The following is an 18,935-nucleotide window of genomic DNA, read 5'->3' on the forward strand; positions in this document are numbered from 1 at the left end:
AGTTTATTGATGTTAAAAGTTGCAGTAATTGGCTGCGGAATTGCAGGTCCCGCAGCGGCTCTTTTTTTAAAGCGACTGGATGCTGAAGTCAGTATTTTTGACAGGGTAGAAAACCTGACGCCAGTGGGGTCTGGTTTTTTATTGCAGCCGGCTGGACTTGATGTACTGAATCAACTGGAAATCGCGCAAACTCTCATTCCCCAAGGGGCGCCGATTGCCGGTCTTTTGGGTATTAACCATCGCCAGAAAGTGGTGTTGGATTTACGTTATTGTGATCTGGTCGATTATCATTTTGGCCTGGGGATTCATCGGGCAGTGCTTTACCGGGAATTGTTTGCCAAAATGCAAGCCTCCGGTGTCCGTATCATTAATCCCTGCGAGATTGTATCGCTAAAACAAACCCCGGACAGTGTCTATTTACATGACAATTGCGGACACATGCATGGCCCTTTTGATTGCGTCGTTGTTGCCGATGGCTCACGCTCAGGCTTAAGACAATACCTGGAGGTCAATATCAGGGTCAAACCCTATGAATGGGGAGCATTGTGGTCAATTGCCAGGGATAATGAGGGACAATTTAATCAGACGCTTGAGCAAATCTATCGGCGTACCGAAATCATGGCGGGAATCCTGCCGATTGGCTTTGAAAATCAGCAATTATTACTGAGTTTTTTCTGGAGCATGAGAAAAGACTACTTTCCGCAATGGCTTAATACACCATTTGGAGAATGGAAAAAAGAAGTATTAGGTATTTGGCCAGCCCTGGAGCCAGTATTTAAGCAGTTTAACAGCCACCAGCAGTTTGCTCTGGCTTCCTATGCGGATGCGAGCGTTTATCCCTGGCATGATCGGCGAGTAGTCATCATTGGCGATGCTGCGCATGGCATGAGCCCGCAATTAGGACAGGGGGCTAACCTGAGCCTGATTGATGCCAGAACACTTTATGATTGCCTCAGCCAATTTCCCCTGCAAGAAGCCTTGTCTCAGTATACTCAAAGGAGAAGGTCGCAGCTTCGTTATTATCAGCAAGCCAGCCGATTTATTACGCCGTGGTTTCAGTCCTCGCATGAGAGTATGGGGATCCTCAGAGACTGGTTTCATGGCCTTTTTTGCAAAACCCCTTTTTTAAAGCAGCAAATGCTGCGTACATTGGCGTGCATGAAAACAGGCTATTTCAGTTCTTTGCCGCTACACAGCTTTACACCACTTAATAAGAAAAAGTAGCTAAACCTTTTCCTTCGGTGGAATATTAATTTCCGGTTCTTTGGGCGCGGAGGGCAGAGGTAAATCAGGCGTATCAATCCCAGGTTTTTTTTCAATCTGCTTTTGCTTTGCGTCATCCTGTTTATCCACAGCAAGCAGGATGCTGTCCTGAGTTTCCAACAAATTCATAAACGACATAGGAGTTCTCCATAACTCTTAAATTTCCTCTTAATTATAGGATATTTCAAGAATAGCGTGTAGGCTGGGCTGTAAAGCCCAGTAGATCAATGCCAGCACTAGGAAGGCGAAATCAATAAAGTTACCGTATCGGTATAAACAGCAGCAGGCGCACCGGTTACCTGGGCGCTGCTAATCCGAATATTAAAATTGGCGTTAGGGGTTCCGTGCAGGTTAATGAGCTGCCGTTGCCTCCAGGTTTTGGCCAAACAGGGAACATACACCGATACCCTGACTATTTTGATAGTACCGGCTTGATTCAATGCCTAGGCATACTCAAAGAGTATGTTCGGCCACCAGACTTGGTTCTCGCGGTGTCGATGCCCATAGATCTGCTCCTAGCTCCTACGTCCCTCGGCTTGTGTCCGAGGGATCCATAAGACTCATAGACAATCGCTGGACCCTGCGGACAAGCCGCAGGGCGTAGTGGCAATGTTGTAGACAGCGCTATAGCGCGTAGTGGCGATGTGTAGATAGCTATGGGTCTTCGCCGCTGGGATTCGAATGAGAAAATATTTGCGTAGCCATGGGCAACGACCGCGGGATTCGGTAAAGTCGACGAGTCATGTGCTAACCGTCATCCTGGGCCGTGTACCCGCAACCTTCTTTCGGGCAAAGGATCTGCCTTCCGGAGCGTTTGGATTCCTTCACGGTTAACAACGGCCATGCGCACTGTGGGCAGGGGGTGTTAATGGGTTCATTCCATAAGGCGTAATCACATTTTGGATAGCCGCCGCAGGAATAGAAAATTTTTCCTTTTCTTGATTTGCGCTTCAAAATTTTATGATTATGACATTTGGGACATTCAACCCCCGTGTCAGCCGGTTTTTCGATGGGCTCCATGTGCTTACAATCAGGGTAATTGCTGCAACCAATGAATCGGCCATAGCGTCCTGTTTTAATGTGGAGTGCACCCTGGCATTCGGGACATTGGCGTCCTTCGATGACTTCCGGTTCGCTTTTCTCTCCCTCCTGATTATTCAAATCCTGAGTGTAGTCGCAGTCTGGATAGCCCGTGCAGCCAATAAAACGTCCCCTTTTACCAAGGCGAATTGATAAGGGTTTGCTGCATTTGGGGCATTGCTCTTCCAGGATTTCGGAGGTCACATCTTTTCTTTGCACCTGTGTATCGGTGGTATTAATCTGTTGGATAAACGGTTGCCAGAATTCTTCCAGCACCGGAACCCATTCTTTCTCGCCGCGGGACACTTCATCGAGCGTATCTTCCAGCTTGGCTGTGAACTTATAATCGACATAGCGGGTAAAATGGCTTAAGAGGAAGCGGCTGACAATGCGGCCAACATCTGTGGGAACGAAGCGTTTTTTATCAACAATTACATATTCGCGTTGCTGCAGCGTATGAATAATGGTGGCATAAGTGGACGGCCTGCCAATATCATAATCTTCCAATGCTTTTACTAATGAGGCTTCGCTATAGCGCGGCGGAGGTTCAGTAAAATGCTGATTGGCAGCAATATCAAGTAATTTGACCTTCTCACCGACGTTAAGCGGCGGCAATAGGCCAGAATTCTCGTCGTCAGTTGAGTCGTCGATACCTTCTTCATAAACAGTGAGAAATCCTGGGAAAGCAATTGTTGAACCATTCGCACGGAAAAGATTGCCCGCACCGCAGCTTAAATCAACGGCTACCGTGTCAATTAATGCTTCAGACATCTGACAGGCAATGGTCCTTTTCCAGATTAGGTTATACAGCTTGTATTGGTCATTCGTCAGGTACTGCTGGATGGACTCCGGTGTTTGTCGAATCGTAGTGGGGCGAATCGCTTCGTGCGCTTCCTGGGCATTCTTGGATTTTGTTTTATACATCCGTGGGCTTTTCGGGCAATTTTTTTCGCCAAAGCGCTGTTGTATAAAATCGCGGATCTCAAAAATAGCTTCATTGGCCAAACTGACTGAGTCGGTTCGCATATAAGTTATCAAACCTGCAGTGCCGGTGCCAATATCGATTCCTTCATAAAGCTGCTGGGCAACCATCATGGTTTTGCGGGCAGTAAAGCCCAATTTGCGAGCCGCTTCTTGCTGCAGGGTCGAGGTGATAAAAGGTGCAGCGGGATTGCGTTTGCGTTGTTTCTTCTCGATATTCTCGACAATCAACTCGCCGTTAGCTGCTTTTAATAACTGCTCTCGGGTCTCGTGGGCCTGTTCGCTTCCGGTAATACTGAATTGCTGTAATTTTTCTTTCTGATAGTGGGTCAACCTCGCAGAGAATGGACTTGAGTCATGCTGGCAGGAGGCGATGATGCGCCAGTACTCCTGGGCGACGAAGCGTTCGATTTCTTCTTCACGCTCTACAATCAGGCGAAGAGCGGGGCTTTGCACGCGGCCTGCGGAAAGGCCGCGGCGAATTTTCTTCCATAAAAGAGGGGATAGATTAAAGCCGACCAGATAATCAAGCGCCCGTCTGGCTTGCTGGGCATTGACCAGATCCATGGATATCTCGCGCGGATTCTGAATGGCTTCCTGAATGGCTGATTTGGTAATCTCATTAAAAAATATACGATGAACCGCTTTATTATTGAGTAGATTACGCTCCTGCATCAGTTCATATACATGCCAGGATATCGCCTCGCCTTCACGATCAGGGTCGGTTGCAAGAAGCAAGGAATCAGACTTCTTTAGCGCCTTGGCAATCGATTCAATATGCCTGGCATTTTTTTCAATGGGGCTATAAGTCATTTTAAAATGATTGTCAGGATTTACCGAGCCTTTACGCGGGGGCAGATCTCTGACATGGCCATAGGAGGCAAGTACATCATAGTCATTACCCAAATATTTCTGTATGGTTTTGGCTTTTGCGGGTGATTCTACGATAACCAGGTGTTTACTCATAAAAGACCTTTATCCTTTAGAAGTTTCTTCATTTGTTGTTATTAATTACTTGTTCTTGCTGCAATAAGCGGCTCTAGCCCGGCAGCAGCTTAATTGGCGTTAGCTAATGCAAAGGCAATTCGTCTTCCTTTTGATATAGCACAAGATCAAGAAAAGCGAGTTGTACGGTACTCAAACTATCAGCCAGGCAATTACGGATGGTCCACTTCGTTTCCTGCAGCGTTACGAAACGGGATTCCGAAAAAAGAAGCTGGTTGAGAATTTGCTCCATGGTTTCAGAAGCTATAATTCCCCACAGCATTAATTTCATTAAAAACTGATAACTTGCTTTTGTGAATTTAATTTGTTCTTCATAAGTAAACACACGAATTGAGGCATCGCGAGCCGCGCGGATAAATAGAAGACTTTTGTCTTTATCGCCTTCTTCGCTGTCTGTCTCGTTATCTAAATCAGATAAATTACTTTCTTTCAATTCCGAGAGACTTTTCTCAAAAAAGCTCATCAGCATTTCAAACAAGCTGTCTTTCATTAATAACACCTCATGTAGCCGCCGGGTACTGCTTTGACAATGCCCTGTAATTCAAGTTCAGCCAAGCCGCAGGCCACTTCATCGATTTGGATTCCACTGCGCTGACTGATCTGATCAATGCTTGTGATTTCAAAACCAATGCACTTTACTAGGTTTTTATTATTTGTTGCAAGGGATAGTGCTGGGCCACCTGCATCATTAGGTAAATTATTGCATCCCAGCGCGTCCAAAATATCGGCGGGGGAGGTCACTAACCTGGCTCCTTGCTGTAAAAGATAATGGCAGCCCCGCGCTTGTGGGTTATGTATCGAGCCTGGTATAGCAAGTACATCACGATTTTGCTCAAGTGCTAATCTGGCTGTAATGAGTGAACCACTTTTAATTGCAGCCTCAACAACCAATGTGGCAATAGATAAACCACTTATTATACGATTTCTCCGTGGAAAATGTCCAGCACTTGGTGGCTTGCCTAAAGGAAATTCACTTAAAATCAAGCCATTGGTGATAATATTTTTTACAAGATCACGATGACGGGCAGGATAAATGACATCAACGCCGGTTCCCATGACTGCAATGGTCTGCCCTTTAGCCGCAATACTGCCCCGATGGGCCTCGGCATCAACTCCCAGGGCGCCGCCGCTGACAATGCTTATTCCCTTGCCAGCCAGTTCAAAGGCAAATCGATAGGCCGTTTCATGTCCGTTAACCGAGGGCTTTCGTGTGCCGACCATGGCCAAGGTTTTTTGTTTTAAACAATCCAGGTTCCCAATTCCATAAAGCACCAGGGGGGGATCATGTATTTCTTTTAAAAGCGCAGGATAATTTTCATCTTCCCAGCATAGCAGATGGTGACATGGACTTTGTTGTTCCCATTGCAAATCAGCCTCAATCACTCTCAGATCAGCCGCGCTTAGGGCCGTTGCCAGCAGTGGATTCACCCCCGCTGCCATCATTTCATTTTTAGACAGTGAGAACAATGCGGCAAGATTAGGCCAATGATTTAATAAACGCTGCACGGTACGCGGGCCGATGCCTTCTATACGGTTTAACAAGAGATAATAATCTTTGTTGCTCATGGATTAGTTACCTTGTCACCAAGATGAACGGCGCGAATGGAGCGCATGACCAACCCAAAACTGGTTTTTGAAAAGCTACGAAAAATCATTACTTCGCCAACGCGTTCACGGGGGAGCAAAATAGGGTTGGCAGTATCAAGTGGATCAGCGACCAGTTTCCTTTCAGAATATATACCGAGGACATCACCCGGCTCAAGGCCCACGTCCTGGCCTCTGTCAATAACAGCAACCAGGCCCACTGCGCCCTGGGTGTAATCACCGGGCAGATCAATGATGGAGCCACAGACAGGGTTATTTGGAGTTTTCGGTTCAAAAGATAAATTAAACTCTGGGAAATCATTGAGCATCACCCGATCTTTCAAGCGGACACCCTCAGTAATTTCGGTCAGCAGAATAGTCGCCGGCTCACCGCCGCGAACTAATTCTGCATAGCCAACCAGCGTTGCCTTATACCCTAACAGGCGATTGGTTTCAGGTTCTATGTAAGGGCAATTTGGCCGATAAACCGCATAGGAAATAGTCGCTCCCTGTGGCATCTTGCAATCCGGGTGGAGATTTTTCACATACACTTCGTCTCCTTGGCCGCCTAACATATGTTCTCCCGTAAAAGCGACAATATAAGGCGCATTAAGCAAACGGTTTTCATCCATCACCAGGGAGGAATTCAGAAACGGTTTAATAACCATAAGCGGAATGGCAGGAATAGCATCTTCAATCGGGCGAGGGCGAATATTGGGGGATAGTTTAATTGTCCCATTCGACAATACGCGGATATAAGGCTCATTATGAGCATAGCGCAGTTCAAGAACGGCACCGGGATATAGACGGTTGGGGTTTTTAATTCGCGGATTTCCATGCCAGAGCGTTTTCCATTCCCAGGGATTGGCCAGGTATTTGCAGGCGATACTCCACAGCGTGTCCCCCGGTTGTACGACATAACGTCTGGGAGAGTCCTCCAAAATGGATACTGCTTGTGCACTGAATGATAGTATCAAACCGATTATGACAAATAAACGCCGCATCTTCTGTCCCTGAAAGCTGTTTAATTACGGGTATTGGTATCTTGCAGTCAAACATTGTATTCGCGATAATATTATCCTTCAACTTTTTTTTACAGAGTTTTCATGGCCATTCGTAAAATTATTTATTTACCCGATCCCCGGTTGCGGCAGGTCGCCCAGCCTGTGGAAGAAATTACTGAAGAATTGCAGCAGCTGATTGATGATATGTTTGAAACAATGTACAGCGTGAATGGTGTTGGCCTTGCTGCACCCCAGATTGGCATCAGCCTCAGACTCTCTGTAATTGATATTGCAGGGGATAAAGCCCAGCAGTTAGTTTTAATCAACCCGGAAATCATTGCCTCAGAAGGACAGGTCGAGTACCAGGAAGGCTGTCTTTCAGTTCCCAGTGTCTATGATACGGTTATTCGTGCCGAAAAAGTTACGATTCGCGCACTGGATCGCTACGGCAAACCTTATGAAATGTCTGGCGAAGGCGTGCTGGGTGAGTGTTTTCAGCATGAGATTGATCATTTGAACGGCAAGCTTTTTGTTGATTTGCTTTCACCTTTGAAACGAACCATGGCCAGAAGAAAACTGGATAAATTTAAACGTCAACAAGCGCGTAAATCATGAAGTCTTCGCTTTCAATCGTTTTTGCCGGCACCCCTGAGTTTGGTGTTCCCTGTCTTGACGCCATAGCGCATTCCGGGCATCGTTTACTGGCGGTGTATTCTCAGCCTGATCGCCCGGCGGGCCGCGGGCGTAAGTTGCAGGCTTCTGCGGTAAAGACCTGGGCCCTTGAGAATAATTACCCGGTTTATCAGCCAGCAAACTTCAAAACGGAGGCTGCAGTCGCCGAGCTTGCTGCTTTAAAACCTGATGTGATGGTCGTAATTGCCTATGGTTTAATTCTGCCGCAACGGGTATTGGATATTCCCCGGCTTGGCTGTATTAATGTTCATGCCTCGCTCCTGCCTCGCTGGCGCGGTGCATCACCTATACAGCAGGCTGTTTTACATGGTGATCCTCGATCGGGGGTGACTATTATGCAAATGGATGCCGGTATGGATACAGGGGCGGAACTGATGTCGGTTAGTTGTTCTATCGATGCGCATGATACCGCCGGCAGTTTACATGATAAACTCTCGCTTCTTTCTATCGCCCCCCTGTTGGAAACATTGAATTTAATGGCTGAAAACAAAATTGAACCGACTGCACAGAGCAGCGAAGGCGTGACTTATGCCGGCAAGATTCAGAAAGAGCAGGCGCTTATTGATTGGCGGCTGGATGCCGATGTAATCGAGCGGCAAATCAGGGCGTTTAACCCCTGGCCGGTGAGTTATACCAGCATTAATGGCGAATTACTTAAAATTTATCAAGCTGAAGTAGAGCCTCAACCCAGCCAATCGGTACCGGGAACTATATTATCAATTAGCAGGGAAGGAATGTCAGTTGCCACCGGAAGCAGTGTATTACGGGTAAAGCAGCTGCAATTTGCGGGTGGGAAACCGCTTACCATTGCAGAATGGATGAATGCCGGCAAATATCAAAGTTTTATTGGCCAGGTATTAAATGAAAGCAAATGAACGCGGGCAGGCATTAAAAATTCTCATTGGCTTGTTTGACGATAATATTTCCCTCAACCATTCGCTGCAATCCCCTGAAATTAGCGCTTTAACCAAAGCGATTTGTTTTGGTGTTTGCCGCTATTATTATCGGCTTGAGCTGATTGCCAATCAATTGCTCAATAAAAAGCCCGCCACATCTGATATCTGGCTTTTGATACTCATGGGCCTATTCCAGCTGCAATATTTGAATAAGCCTGAATATGCGACCGTCCAGGAAACGGTTGCCTTGCTGGATAAACTCAAAAAAAGCTGGGCAAAGGGTTTAATCAATGCGGTATTGCGGCGTTTTTGCCGCGAAAAAGAGACTATTCTCGCTTCTCTTGAGAATAAATCGGTTTATTCCCACAATCATCCGCAGTGGCTCATTAAAGCACTGAAAAAGGATTGGCCTGATACTTATCAGGCTATTTTAAGTGCCAATGACCAGCATCCCCCGCTTAGCCTTAGGGTTAACCAGCAGAAAGTGACGCGAGAGGGGTATTTAGAGCAGCTGAAACAAGCCGGCATCGAAGCCAGAGCGCTTCCTCTGTCGCCGCATGGTATTAATGTGGATGCCTCTGTGGATATTCGTGAATTACCGGGCTATGCTGAAGGCTTTTTTTCAGTACAGGATGAAGCGGCACAGGCGGCTGTCCGCTTAATGGCTCTTGAACCCGGGTTGCGCGTACTGGACGCTTGCTGTGCGCCTGGTGGAAAAACCAGCTATATCCTGGAGTCGCAAGCCAATCTAAAAGCCTGTATTGCCGTTGATGTTGAACAAAAACGCCTACAGCGTGTGAAAGAAAATCTTTCACGTCTTCAGCTTGATGCAACGGTGATACAGGGAGATGTCCGTAAACCTGAAGATTGGTGGGATGGCCAATTGTTCGACCGGATTTTACTCGATGCACCTTGCTCTGCAACGGGAGTAATCCGCAGACACCCCGATATTAAAGTATTGAGGCAGGAAGAGGATATCGCTACAGTTGCCGCGCTGCAGGCACAGTTATTACAGGCTATCTGGCCTTTATTAAAAAAAGGCGGCCTGCTGGTTTATGCGACGTGCTCCATATTAAAACGTGAAAATGAAAATCAAATCCGGACGTTTCTGGAGTCAGAACCCCAGTGCCGTGTATTACCCATTAATCCACCCTGGGGAAGCGCTAATGAATATGGCTGGCAGATTTTGCCGGGCCAGGAAAATTGCGATGGATTTTTTTATAGTGTTTTAAGCAAGGATTGAAAAGTATGTATTGGCCGATGGTGCTTTTTTTATTTTTCCTGGCACTTCCAGGAATTTTTATTGTCTTGCCGCGTCTAATCGTTTTGTTATTGCCCGATAACAGCCCGCAGGTTCAGAAAAAAATGACCCGCCTGGTGGTTATCCAGACACTGGTAATGGTCATGTTGATGTCGGTTGCAGGCACTGTCCTCTCGCAAAGGACAGGTCTCGGTGATCCCCTGTTATCAGCTTTACTGGGAGGTGGGGAAGCCTGGAGGCAGATCCAGGACGGTTTAGTCGCAATCGGCGTTCTGACGGTTATCGGCCTGCTGGGATTTCTGCTTCTCTACTATGGTCTGGCCATGCGAGTTTTGGATCAGCCGACGTTATTAGCCCTGCAGACTTTTCGAAATAAAATAGGCCTGGACGGATGCATCCTCTATGGCGGGGTAGTTGATGAAATACTCGCACGCTGGGGCTTATTAAATGTAATTCTTTATTTTGCCATGTTATTTTCTGGCCAGAAAACCAATGCAATGGTCTGGACCGCTATTGTTATCAGCGGCATATTTTTTACCTTAGGCCAGCTTCCTGCGTATCTCGCTGCCGGATGTCGTGCCAGCCGCCAATTTGTCTATTGTATGTTGATTCTATGCCTTTGGCAGGCACTTATTTTTGGATATATTTTCTGGCATTACGGTTTACTGGCTGCCATGTTTGCACATATTGTCTTCTATTTGGGATGGTATTTGTATGACAGAAATTAACAATAAACTGTCTCAAACGACGATTTATCGGCTGTTGCCAATTGATAGTCTGCAAAAAGGGCGCTACCAGCCGCGTATTGATTTTGATGACCATTCACTTGCAGAACTTGCCCAATCAATAACGGCTCAAGGGCTAATCGAACCCCTGGTGGTTCGGGAAATAGCCAGCGGCTGTTATGAGATCATTGCTGGCGAACGGCGCTGGCGGGCGGCGAGAATAGCGGGTTTGTCAGAAGTCCCATGCATGATTGGCCAATATACTGATCAGCAGGCCGCCGCCTTAACCTTGATTGAAAATATACAGCGCCAGGAACTCAATTTAATTGAAGAGGCAAGCGGGTATCGCCGTTTGTGCGATGAATTTAATTTCCGGCAGGAGGAAATAGCCGTCCTGGTAGGTAAATCCCGCAGTCATATTACCAATATCATGAGGCTTCTCGGATTAATGCCAGAAGTGCAATCATTACTTCGCAGCGGGCAGTTGTCGTTTGGCCATGCCCGGTTGCTGGTAGGACTGGCGCAGGGTCAGCAGCTAAGCCTTGCACGACAAATGATTGAACAGGACTGGTCGGTGAGACAGAGTGAGCAGGAGGTAAAAAAATTAAAAACGCGGACTGAGCAAGAGCCAGGCGCATTTAAGGACCGCGATGTTGCGCAATTGGAAATGAAACTGTCCGAGCAAGTAGGGGCCCCTGTCGAAATTGTCAGCGAAAAAGGCTCTGGGGGCTGGTTAAAGCTAAAATTTTTCAATAATGATACACTTGCAGGTCTTCTTGACCGCATGGGCTTGCGGTATGATTAGCAGAATTTTTTTCTGATTTTATAAATCACATCACTAAGGAAACCTCATCGATGAAAAGGATCTTGTCGTGCGCATTGCTTAGCCTGATAATTTCTGACCTCTCCCATGCGACCATTAAAGGCGGAGCTGACCGGCTAATTAATCAGGTAGACCCGAGAACCAATATTGGTATTGAAGTCGTCGATTTAAACACTGGCACGACGCTCTATAGCCGTAATCAGAATCAGGCTTTTGTGCCTGCCAGCAATATGAAATTATTTTCGGATGCGGCAGCTTTAATGGTGCTTGGCCCCGATTACCGCTTTAAAAATACCCTGAGCACCAATGCAAGTCAATTACAGAATGGCGTGTTAAAAGGTTCCCTCTACCTCAAACTTTCCGGGGATCCTTCTTTTAGCCGTGAGCGTCTGGCTAGCTTGTTAGCCGTGTTAAAAAGCTGGCATATCAACCACATTCAGGGCAATGTAATCATTGATAGCAGCCATGCTATCGTGAATCCTTACGCACCAGGCTGGATGACCAGCGACCTGGCTTACAGTTATGGCGCGCCCTTAGGCCCGACCATGATTGATGCCAATCGTATGGTTGCAACGGTGAATCCTGCTGGCAAGCCAGGTGAGACGGCAGTGGTGGAGGTCGATGACGATAGCGGCAGTATTATTGTAAATAATGAAGTGAAAACCAAAGAGAAAACCGCCCGTTGCGGGGTTTCCTTTGTAATGGATCAGGAAAATCATTTAAACGTTAGAGGCTGTATTGGTGTTGGGCAATGGGCTATTCAGCAGAAAATGGCGATCCGTAATCCACTCGCCTATGCGAAAGGTTTAATCCGCCAGCAATTGGCCAAAGAGAATATTATTCTTGACGGCAATGTAGCACTGGGCAATACCCCGAATGGTGCCATGTTGCTAGCTACAGACTCTTCAAAACCGATTTCCCAATTGATGGCTGATACCCTGAAACCTTCTGATAATCTCTATGCGGACAGCCTCTTTTTGCATGCGGCTCACAAGCTGCATGGGTCACCAGTCAATTGGCCGGAAGCACAGCAGGTTGTTAAAAAATTCCTTCAGGATCAAACCGGTATTCCCATGCAGCAAGCTATCCTGACAGATGGTTCCGGCTTATCGCGTAATGATTTATTAACAGCGAGCCAGACTGTTAATCTGCTGCGATTTCTTTATGAAAGATTTCCGCTTGCCTATGAATATATTTCTGCACTGCCTGTTTCGGGGCGTGACGGCACCTTGCAGCGCCGGTTCAAGCGGCCTGATCAGCAAGATATGGTTCGTGCGAAAACCGGTACAATGACGGGTATTGTCAGCTTGTCCGGTTATTTATACACCGCGAATGCGCATACCCTGGCCTTTGCCATGTATATCAATAACCGCCCAGGAACCAGTCCCTCCATTTCAGGAAAATACCGTTATCTGATTGATGCCTTATGCACTTATTTCCTGCAGCAAAAGCCCAGTAATAACTCCTGGTCCCGTATATTCGCCTCGAAAAACCGTATTAAATATCAAATGGGGCCCACCCAGGCAGAACAGCAGCGTGGTAAACAGGCAAGATGGCGCCGTCTGGAAACGGTGGTTAAACAGGCCGTCAATGGGCAGGCGGTAACAGTTATTTATCGTGGCAACGAGTTATTACTAAAGGATGCACAGTCTGATCCAGGCAGAGTGTTAAACGCCCTTCAGGCTTTGAAAAAGAAATATCCCTTTGCCGTAGCAGTCTCTTCAAAAACCATGGTCAGCGGAAATATTTTATGGATGGAAACCTCGAATGTTCCCGCCGATTCGCAGCGTGTATGGATAATCCGAGAAGCCGTCAGTTAATGTAGGCTGGGCTGTAAAGCCCAGCACCTCAAACTTTATCCCGAAGTAAAAAAGACCTTCCCTCCCCAAAAGCATGCAAACGTTTCGCAATTCAAATGTAACAAAAGCGTAAATTTAAAGCATGATGTATAATAAATAATATTTCCTTAAGTCAAATTCTATAATTTCAAAAGAACTCGAATTTCTGGAGTAATAAATGTCTTTGGCCGATGATATTAGGGCATACATCGAGAGTAAAGATGAGGAAGGGCATAATAAAGTCAAAAAAGAATTCTTTGCCGACATACTCGATAAGCTGAGAACAGGCAGTCTTTCTGTTGATTATCTTAATGAAAAAATTGCAGCTTTGAAAACAAATCGCGCCTTGCTTTTTTATAAGCGGATGCGGGGGAAGCCTGCGATTTCGAGTCAGGCTGCCCAGTTGGTCGCAAGAATTTATGAGACTTATCTTGGGATTCCCATACATGATCTATCCCTGGCAATTATTGTCGCGGAAGGTATTTCAAAGACAAATGCGCTAAAAATTAGCCGCTATCCTTATGAGGCCTGGCTAAAGTATCCTTTCTCAGTCGCTAAACAAGTGTATTTGAATCGGCAATTGCTAAGTGATTTGAAGCTGCCAATTCCAGCGGAAACGAATGTTTATATTCTGTCGACAGCCTTAAAAAAGGAATTGGACAAGCAAAACATTAACTTAAGCACCAGTTGTTTGACTGTCCTGCAACGAGCTCCGGACTATCTGCCAATTTTAATCAATCAACTCTTCAGCCAATATAAATCAGAAGACCGGGCAGACGAGTTTGCAGAGCATTTAACTAATCAGATGCTTGTTCTTATTCAAGACAAAGATCCCGCCCTGATTGAACGTAATCAACAATTAATTCATGCGCTTTCTCAAGTTGACGTTGCTATCTTAGCGAAATTGACAGCGGCACATCCCCTGTTTTTTCTGTCTTTGAACTCGCCATCACAAAAAGAGGTGCTCAATTCATTTAGCCCCGCAGAGACCAGAGAATTAGAACGCTATTTGAATGAATACTTGCGGGAGGATCCTGTTGTAGCTACCCACCAATTGTCATCTATAAGTGATTTTTTAGCAAAGGAGGGCGAAGCTGCACAGAGTAGCTCAATGATTTTAATCAGTTTGCGAGAACGCGTTAAGGAGCGATTGGGAGAAAGAGCCGAGCTATTTATCCATAGAGAACAGGCTACCAAAGCTTTGAATGCAATTGAATCCTATTTACTATTAAATCCCAATGCTTATAAAGATGAAATCTTCTATGAGTTGGGCTTAGAAATTAAACGAAAAGGCCAGATCACTGTAGAGATGCTGGAAAATGCGCTAAAAGCAGCCGATAGACATAAATTATTTGCCAAATGGTCGGGGCCGACTCGTTCCCGCGCAGCACAATTAATGACACAATTATTTACCATCGCTACTTTGGGTGAAGTGCTCTTGCCACAAGATCAGCAGAGAATGATATTGACAGGCTCATTGCCTCATGTAGATACATTAGCCGATAAATTTGACAATGCCGTGACTGAACGTATTGAAACGGTTCTGGTAAAGCCAGAGACAGCCCAGGAATCCTGGTTGGGACGGATTATTGAAAGCGAATTGAGTGTCTACAAGTCAGTGGCAAATGTTGCCAAATATAATTTAGGCAAGAATCATCAACGTGCAGAGGCCATTTATCAACAATTTCTAATCACTAAAGGTATCGCGATTGCTGAAAAGCAGACACAGCCCATTTTTGATACCCAGGGGCATATTCTGATCGAAGTAAGCCTTACCCAGGAAGACATGGACGAGCTGATTACAATAATATCGGAAGGTAATGAAACCCGCGGCAGTCTGGAAAAATTAGCAGAAGCGATGGGGGTCGGGCGCATTACCGGCACGACATTCTGCAATCTGGATATCAGTTTTAATGAAGGTTTGCATGCAAAATTCCTGCATGCGGTTGGTGCATCAACGGACAAGGAAATAGCCGCCCGGCTGCAAGGTCTGTTTGATAAGAAAGAGCAGGGCAGTGTTATTCCCCTTCAGGAAGAAATGACCATGCATGTTTTTCTGGCCTTAAGAGCCCTGGAGCGGGTCCTGCTTGAAAAAGACCTGTTGCAGCCGGGTGAATCCTTGCTCACTATGGAAGAAAAGCAACAGTTATTAGCCCAGATCAATAAGCAAGTGCTGCATACCTATACTCAGGCGCTTAACTACTCTACAAATATTGCTGCCTTGAATAAAGAGCTCGATAGCTCAAGAAAGAAATTGTCTGCTGATGCCAGAGAGTTACTGCACACAATTTTACGTGAAAAAATTAGTAATTCGCAAAATATTGAGGCATTAAAAGCGGCAGTCAGCGCTGATTTAAATGAATCCCATTTCACTGGAACCACCGCTTCAGGTTCCGATTATCTGCATACTGATGCCAGTAATCATCTGACGATGCGTGTAAGCGCTACAGAGGAAACAGCTCATAATAAGCGAAGAGGTGCTAATAAGCAGGCATTCAGGCCCATTGCAAGAAACTTATACTATCCCAATGTGAAAGAAGCGGTAGTCGCTTTCAAACGACAAGCGGTTGAGGCGCGGGTTCCCTCCATTGCTGTTTTGAAATTAAAGGAGAATGCAGTTAGGGATGTTGCAGAAAAGCTGGCGGTCGATGTAGCAGAACTACACCTTCGAAATCCAGCCTATCGCGGGCCAGTGATCTATAATCTGCTCACTTCATTATATACCCGCATTGGTGATATAGGGCCAGGTGCAAATCATCAGCGGGAAAGTGCAAAGCTGATTATTCAGGGAGCCCATTTATACAATAAGAAAAAACTTGAAGAGGGAAAACTGGATGGGCTCGTTTATGTGCAGAATATTCCCGTTAATCAGCATACTCTCGAACTGAATCATGAGGCTTTTGACGATGTGGCCAGAGAAGCCACATTAATGGCGCACATGGCAATGCTGTCAACCCTGGTAAGTTATCGTTCATATTTGCCTGTATCCTTAAATCAAAGCCTGTATGCTGCCTCGGAAAAATTACGCGCTTATTATTTTACCTATTTAAAACAAGAACGAAATAATTCTGATTTTTTCAAGGATTCTTTCTCTGGAAAAATGGCTCAGGATTATTTTGAAGGCATGCGCGAGAAGTGGAATTCGGTCAATATACAAGCTGCGGAAGATAACCTCCATGCCCTGGTCGCCCAGGTTTTGTTTAAAGCCCTGGCTAGTGGCGATTATCGGAATGCTCAATTTGGCATGCTTATGCAGACTATGTCTATTTTCCTCGAGCCTGCTTCGCTTGCTGGCTGTAAGAGCGCCAACGAGCGCTACCAGGCCGTTTCCGGACGGGTTGCCTTGCTCTGGAGCATGACCGAGCCGGCAAGGGATTTAACTCCTGGCAAATTGGCATTACTCACTAATTTTAAGGCTTACATCGAAGGGAAAGCCACCATGAATGATGTGCAAAGGAGCCTTGATACTACGTATAACCGCTCGACCCTATATGGCGGCGCCTGCTGTCACAGTCATGTTGATCAGGGTGGACCTTCAAAACTGGAGAAAACGAATAAGCCGAGTGGCAAACTTTCATTCTTTGATGTGAATACAAATATTGCGGAAAGCGGTTATGTTGATCGGCTTGCGCAAAAAAATGCATCGTGTATGCAAGCCCATAAACTGGCTGGAAAAATGCTTAAAGAGTTTCAGGATGAATTCGCATCCTGTGTTCCTGCTAATGCACCAGAACCGCAGCCGATGTAAGCTGAGTGCTCCCATGCCTATACACAGGTATCTACACAAATGTTTTCCCCGTCCGAATCCCCGCGGCACCGACCACCGAATCCCCGCGGCTGCGACCGCGGGGCCCATGCCTGTTGGAGTAGCATGGTCGTCAGACCGGTTTCAATGTTGCCAAAAAAAGGGTTTAAGAGGTAGTCATAAACAAGTGTTCTTAACATTAAATTGGCTTCGTGTGGGCCCCGCGGTCGATGCCGCGGGGATTCGATAGGTTTTAATTCTCATGCACTTGTGTAGATAGCTATGGGTCGCAGCCGCGGGGATTCGACTTAAGAATACTTTGTAGCTTTATACATTTGTGTAGATACCTATTGTCTCAATGCGCTTCGAATCTGACCCGTTCTTGAGTCTGCATTTGCATTGATATAGGCTTCCTGCGCTCGGGCAGAGTTCAATTTAGCCCTATTAGGAGAGCGTTTGAAAAAACCGCTGTGCTCATAGGCATATTGATGGATTTCTTTGACCAACTCGATATTGGTCATATCCTTTACATATTTTTGCGCTAAGACCATTGCTTTGCTCGTTCTTGAGGCAGGTTTTTCCCGACAATAGCCATCAATCAGTTTCAGGGTGATATTCTCATGCTTATCAAGAAAGCTGGCTGATTTGAGAAAAGAGGATTGGCCATTGTACAAGGCTGTATAAATCTTTCTAAATGCGCTTAAAAGCTGTGCGTCTTCTTGTGCTGCGAGAAAGAGCTTTTGGGTTGCTTCATAAAGTCTATCAGAATTAGGCTTTTGGGCAGGCGGAGGACTGCCTTTCGCCGTGTCCTTGTTTACAGGTTTTTGTGGCGTACCCTCCTTTTCAACCTGAGCAGCTATCCGCAAGGCCTCCAGCGTTTCCGGTGTAAACATATCGGCTTTCTTCATTGCTTTTTTATAAGCAGCCACATATCCGGCTGCTTTGGGATTAGCCGGTTTCATTTTCGCCATAAGGGGGATAAGATGCCAGTGTTTACACAGGATAGCCCACTCTATAGGAGTATGACCCCTGAATTTTTGCTCTAAAACATCCTGATTTGAGCTTCGGATTTGGGCAGCGATTAAAAGCTCCAGAAATACAGTATGATTTTTTCTAACAGCAATATGAAAGCAGTTTAATGCTCCCTCTTCACCACAGCCGATGGCATAATTGAGCCTTGCTCCTTTTTTAGCCAATGCAATCGCCAGCTCATATTGTTTCTGGTGTACAGCATGGAGCATCGCTCCACCATACTGAAACGTATCCAATTCATCGGTGTTCTCTTTTGACAAAAGTTTCACCGTCTCCCAATCATGGTAGATCGAGGCCAGGCGAACTGCTGTATAGCCTCTTCTGGTTGCTGTCCCCGGGCCTTTAAGGCTTAAATCAGCGGTGGAAGCCAAGATTGCAATATGCTCTTTTTTTTGCCTCATGATGAATAAATGCAGGGGAGCAATATCTTTATTTCCTTCTTCATTCTGGATTAGCCAATGAGTCTGGGGATGCACTAAATCAAAGAGTTTCTGCACCAGCAAATCTTGTTTTGCTTTTCGGGCAAGTACAATGACTTCCGCAAACATCTGCGAATCCTTTATGTCATTGTCAGGGTTAAGCAGGGCTTCAACCTTGTCCCATTCTCCTTTCGAGGCATAATAGGCAATAGGGGTTTGCTTTTGGGCGTTTTGCTGGGTTAAATCGGCAGGATTGATTGTAACTATCATTTTTTTCAGTTCTTCAACCGACTGTACTTCAAATAAACTCATTAAGGCTCCAACGTGTCAAAATTATCCTATTTCAAAACTGAAAATAGAAAAAGTGGTATATTTTTGCACAAAAGGGTGGTTTTGGCAACACTCCTTCAAGCTTGATAGTTATCAAGCCTGGAGAAGTGTATTTTAACGATTAAAGCGTTTGTCTTTAGGCAGTTTATCCGGCTTACTGCCCTGTAAGTTTGAGGGCGGCTCTTTGTTAACCGATTTATCTTTCCGTTCAACTGCCTGTGGTTGAGGGCTAGATGTATTACGAGTCATGTTGCCT

16 protein-coding genes are annotated in these 18,935 nt (G+C 45.9%); 8 read left to right on the forward strand and 8 right to left on the reverse strand.

What is annotated here, in order from left to right; all coding sequences use genetic code 11:
• The first annotated feature begins 9 nt into the window (after positions 1 to 9).
• On the forward strand, positions 10 to 1,224 hold the full coding sequence (locus DYH42_RS01990; RefSeq protein ID WP_058523360.1) for an FAD-dependent oxidoreductase: 1,215 nt from the start codon (positions 10 to 12) through the stop codon (positions 1,222 to 1,224).
• Here the strand turns inward: DYH42_RS01990 and DYH42_RS16500 are convergent, their stop codons facing one another.
• From DYH42_RS16500 to DYH42_RS02010, 6 genes are all read right to left on the reverse strand, one after another.
• Positions 1,225 to 1,401, reverse strand: a complete 177-nt coding sequence (locus DYH42_RS16500) for a hypothetical protein (protein ID WP_157062385.1) — start codon at positions 1,399 to 1,401, stop codon at positions 1,225 to 1,227.
• A gap of 98 nt (positions 1,402 to 1,499) precedes the next feature.
• Complete coding sequence (locus tag DYH42_RS16420; protein WP_131792975.1) at positions 1,500 to 1,703, reverse strand: hypothetical protein; 204 nt, start codon at positions 1,701 to 1,703, stop codon at positions 1,500 to 1,502.
• A gap of 307 nt (positions 1,704 to 2,010) precedes the next feature.
• Positions 2,011 to 4,290, reverse strand: coding sequence for a type I DNA topoisomerase (topA, locus tag DYH42_RS01995; protein WP_058523361.1), 2,280 nt, complete (start codon positions 4,288 to 4,290; stop codon positions 2,011 to 2,013).
• 103 nt (positions 4,291 to 4,393) lie between these two features.
• The gene (locus tag DYH42_RS02000; RefSeq protein ID WP_058523362.1) at positions 4,394 to 4,819 is read right to left on the reverse strand and encodes a DUF494 family protein; all 426 of its coding nucleotides are present in this window, start codon (positions 4,817 to 4,819) and stop codon (positions 4,394 to 4,396) included.
• Positions 4,819 to 5,895 carry a DNA-processing protein DprA gene (dprA, locus tag DYH42_RS02005; protein ID WP_058523363.1) on the reverse strand — a complete coding sequence of 359 codons (1,077 nt, stop codon included), beginning with the start codon at positions 5,893 to 5,895 and terminating at the stop codon, positions 4,819 to 4,821. Before dprA ends, DYH42_RS02000 begins: the two co-directional genes overlap by 1 nt.
• A complete protein-coding gene (locus DYH42_RS02010; protein ID WP_058523364.1) occupies positions 5,892 to 6,917 on the reverse strand; it encodes a LysM peptidoglycan-binding domain-containing protein in 1,026 nt (341 codons plus the stop codon). Before DYH42_RS02010 ends, dprA begins: the two co-directional genes overlap by 4 nt.
• Before the next feature lie 102 nt (positions 6,918 to 7,019).
• Between DYH42_RS02010 and def the strand changes: the two genes are divergently transcribed.
• From def to DYH42_RS02045, 7 genes are all read left to right on the forward strand, one after another.
• Positions 7,020 to 7,532 carry a peptide deformylase gene (gene def, locus DYH42_RS02015; RefSeq protein WP_058523365.1) on the forward strand — a complete coding sequence of 171 codons (513 nt, stop codon included), beginning with the start codon at positions 7,020 to 7,022 and terminating at the stop codon, positions 7,530 to 7,532.
• A complete protein-coding gene (gene fmt, locus DYH42_RS02020) occupies positions 7,529 to 8,485 on the forward strand; it encodes a methionyl-tRNA formyltransferase (RefSeq protein WP_058523366.1) in 957 nt (318 codons plus the stop codon). Before def ends, fmt begins: the two co-directional genes overlap by 4 nt.
• Entirely contained in the window at positions 8,472 to 9,749 is a 1,278-nt protein-coding gene (gene rsmB, locus DYH42_RS02025) for a 16S rRNA (cytosine(967)-C(5))-methyltransferase RsmB (RefSeq protein ID WP_058523367.1), read from the forward strand. The genes fmt and rsmB overlap by 14 nt, the downstream gene beginning before the upstream one ends.
• A gap of 5 nt (positions 9,750 to 9,754) precedes the next feature.
• On the forward strand, positions 9,755 to 10,495 hold the full coding sequence (locus DYH42_RS02030; protein ID WP_115316913.1) for a CPBP family intramembrane metalloprotease: 741 nt from the start codon (positions 9,755 to 9,757) through the stop codon (positions 10,493 to 10,495).
• The gene (locus DYH42_RS02035; protein WP_058523369.1) at positions 10,482 to 11,297 is read left to right on the forward strand and encodes a ParB/RepB/Spo0J family partition protein; all 816 of its coding nucleotides are present in this window, start codon (positions 10,482 to 10,484) and stop codon (positions 11,295 to 11,297) included. The genes DYH42_RS02030 and DYH42_RS02035 overlap by 14 nt, the downstream gene beginning before the upstream one ends.
• Before the next feature lie 50 nt (positions 11,298 to 11,347).
• The gene (gene dacB / locus DYH42_RS02040) at positions 11,348 to 13,135 is read left to right on the forward strand and encodes a D-alanyl-D-alanine carboxypeptidase/D-alanyl-D-alanine endopeptidase (RefSeq protein ID WP_058523370.1); all 1,788 of its coding nucleotides are present in this window, start codon (positions 11,348 to 11,350) and stop codon (positions 13,133 to 13,135) included.
• A gap of 196 nt (positions 13,136 to 13,331) precedes the next feature.
• Positions 13,332 to 16,901, forward strand: coding sequence for a hypothetical protein (locus tag DYH42_RS02045; protein WP_058523371.1), 3,570 nt, complete (start codon positions 13,332 to 13,334; stop codon positions 16,899 to 16,901).
• A gap of 344 nt (positions 16,902 to 17,245) precedes the next feature.
• On the opposite strand, the gene DYH42_RS02050 is transcribed toward DYH42_RS02045, so the two are convergent.
• A complete protein-coding gene (locus DYH42_RS02050) occupies positions 17,246 to 18,661 on the reverse strand; it encodes an ankyrin repeat domain-containing protein (protein WP_058523372.1) in 1,416 nt (471 codons plus the stop codon).
• A 132-nt stretch (positions 18,662 to 18,793) separates the two neighbouring features.
• Positions 18,794 to 18,928, reverse strand: coding sequence for a hypothetical protein (locus tag DYH42_RS16840; RefSeq protein ID WP_272946867.1), 135 nt, complete (start codon positions 18,926 to 18,928; stop codon positions 18,794 to 18,796).
• Positions 18,929 to 18,935 lie beyond the last annotated feature (7 nt).

The organism is Legionella birminghamensis (assembly GCF_900452515.1).
GTDB classification, from domain to species: domain Bacteria; phylum Pseudomonadota; class Gammaproteobacteria; order Legionellales; family Legionellaceae; genus Legionella_C; species Legionella_C birminghamensis.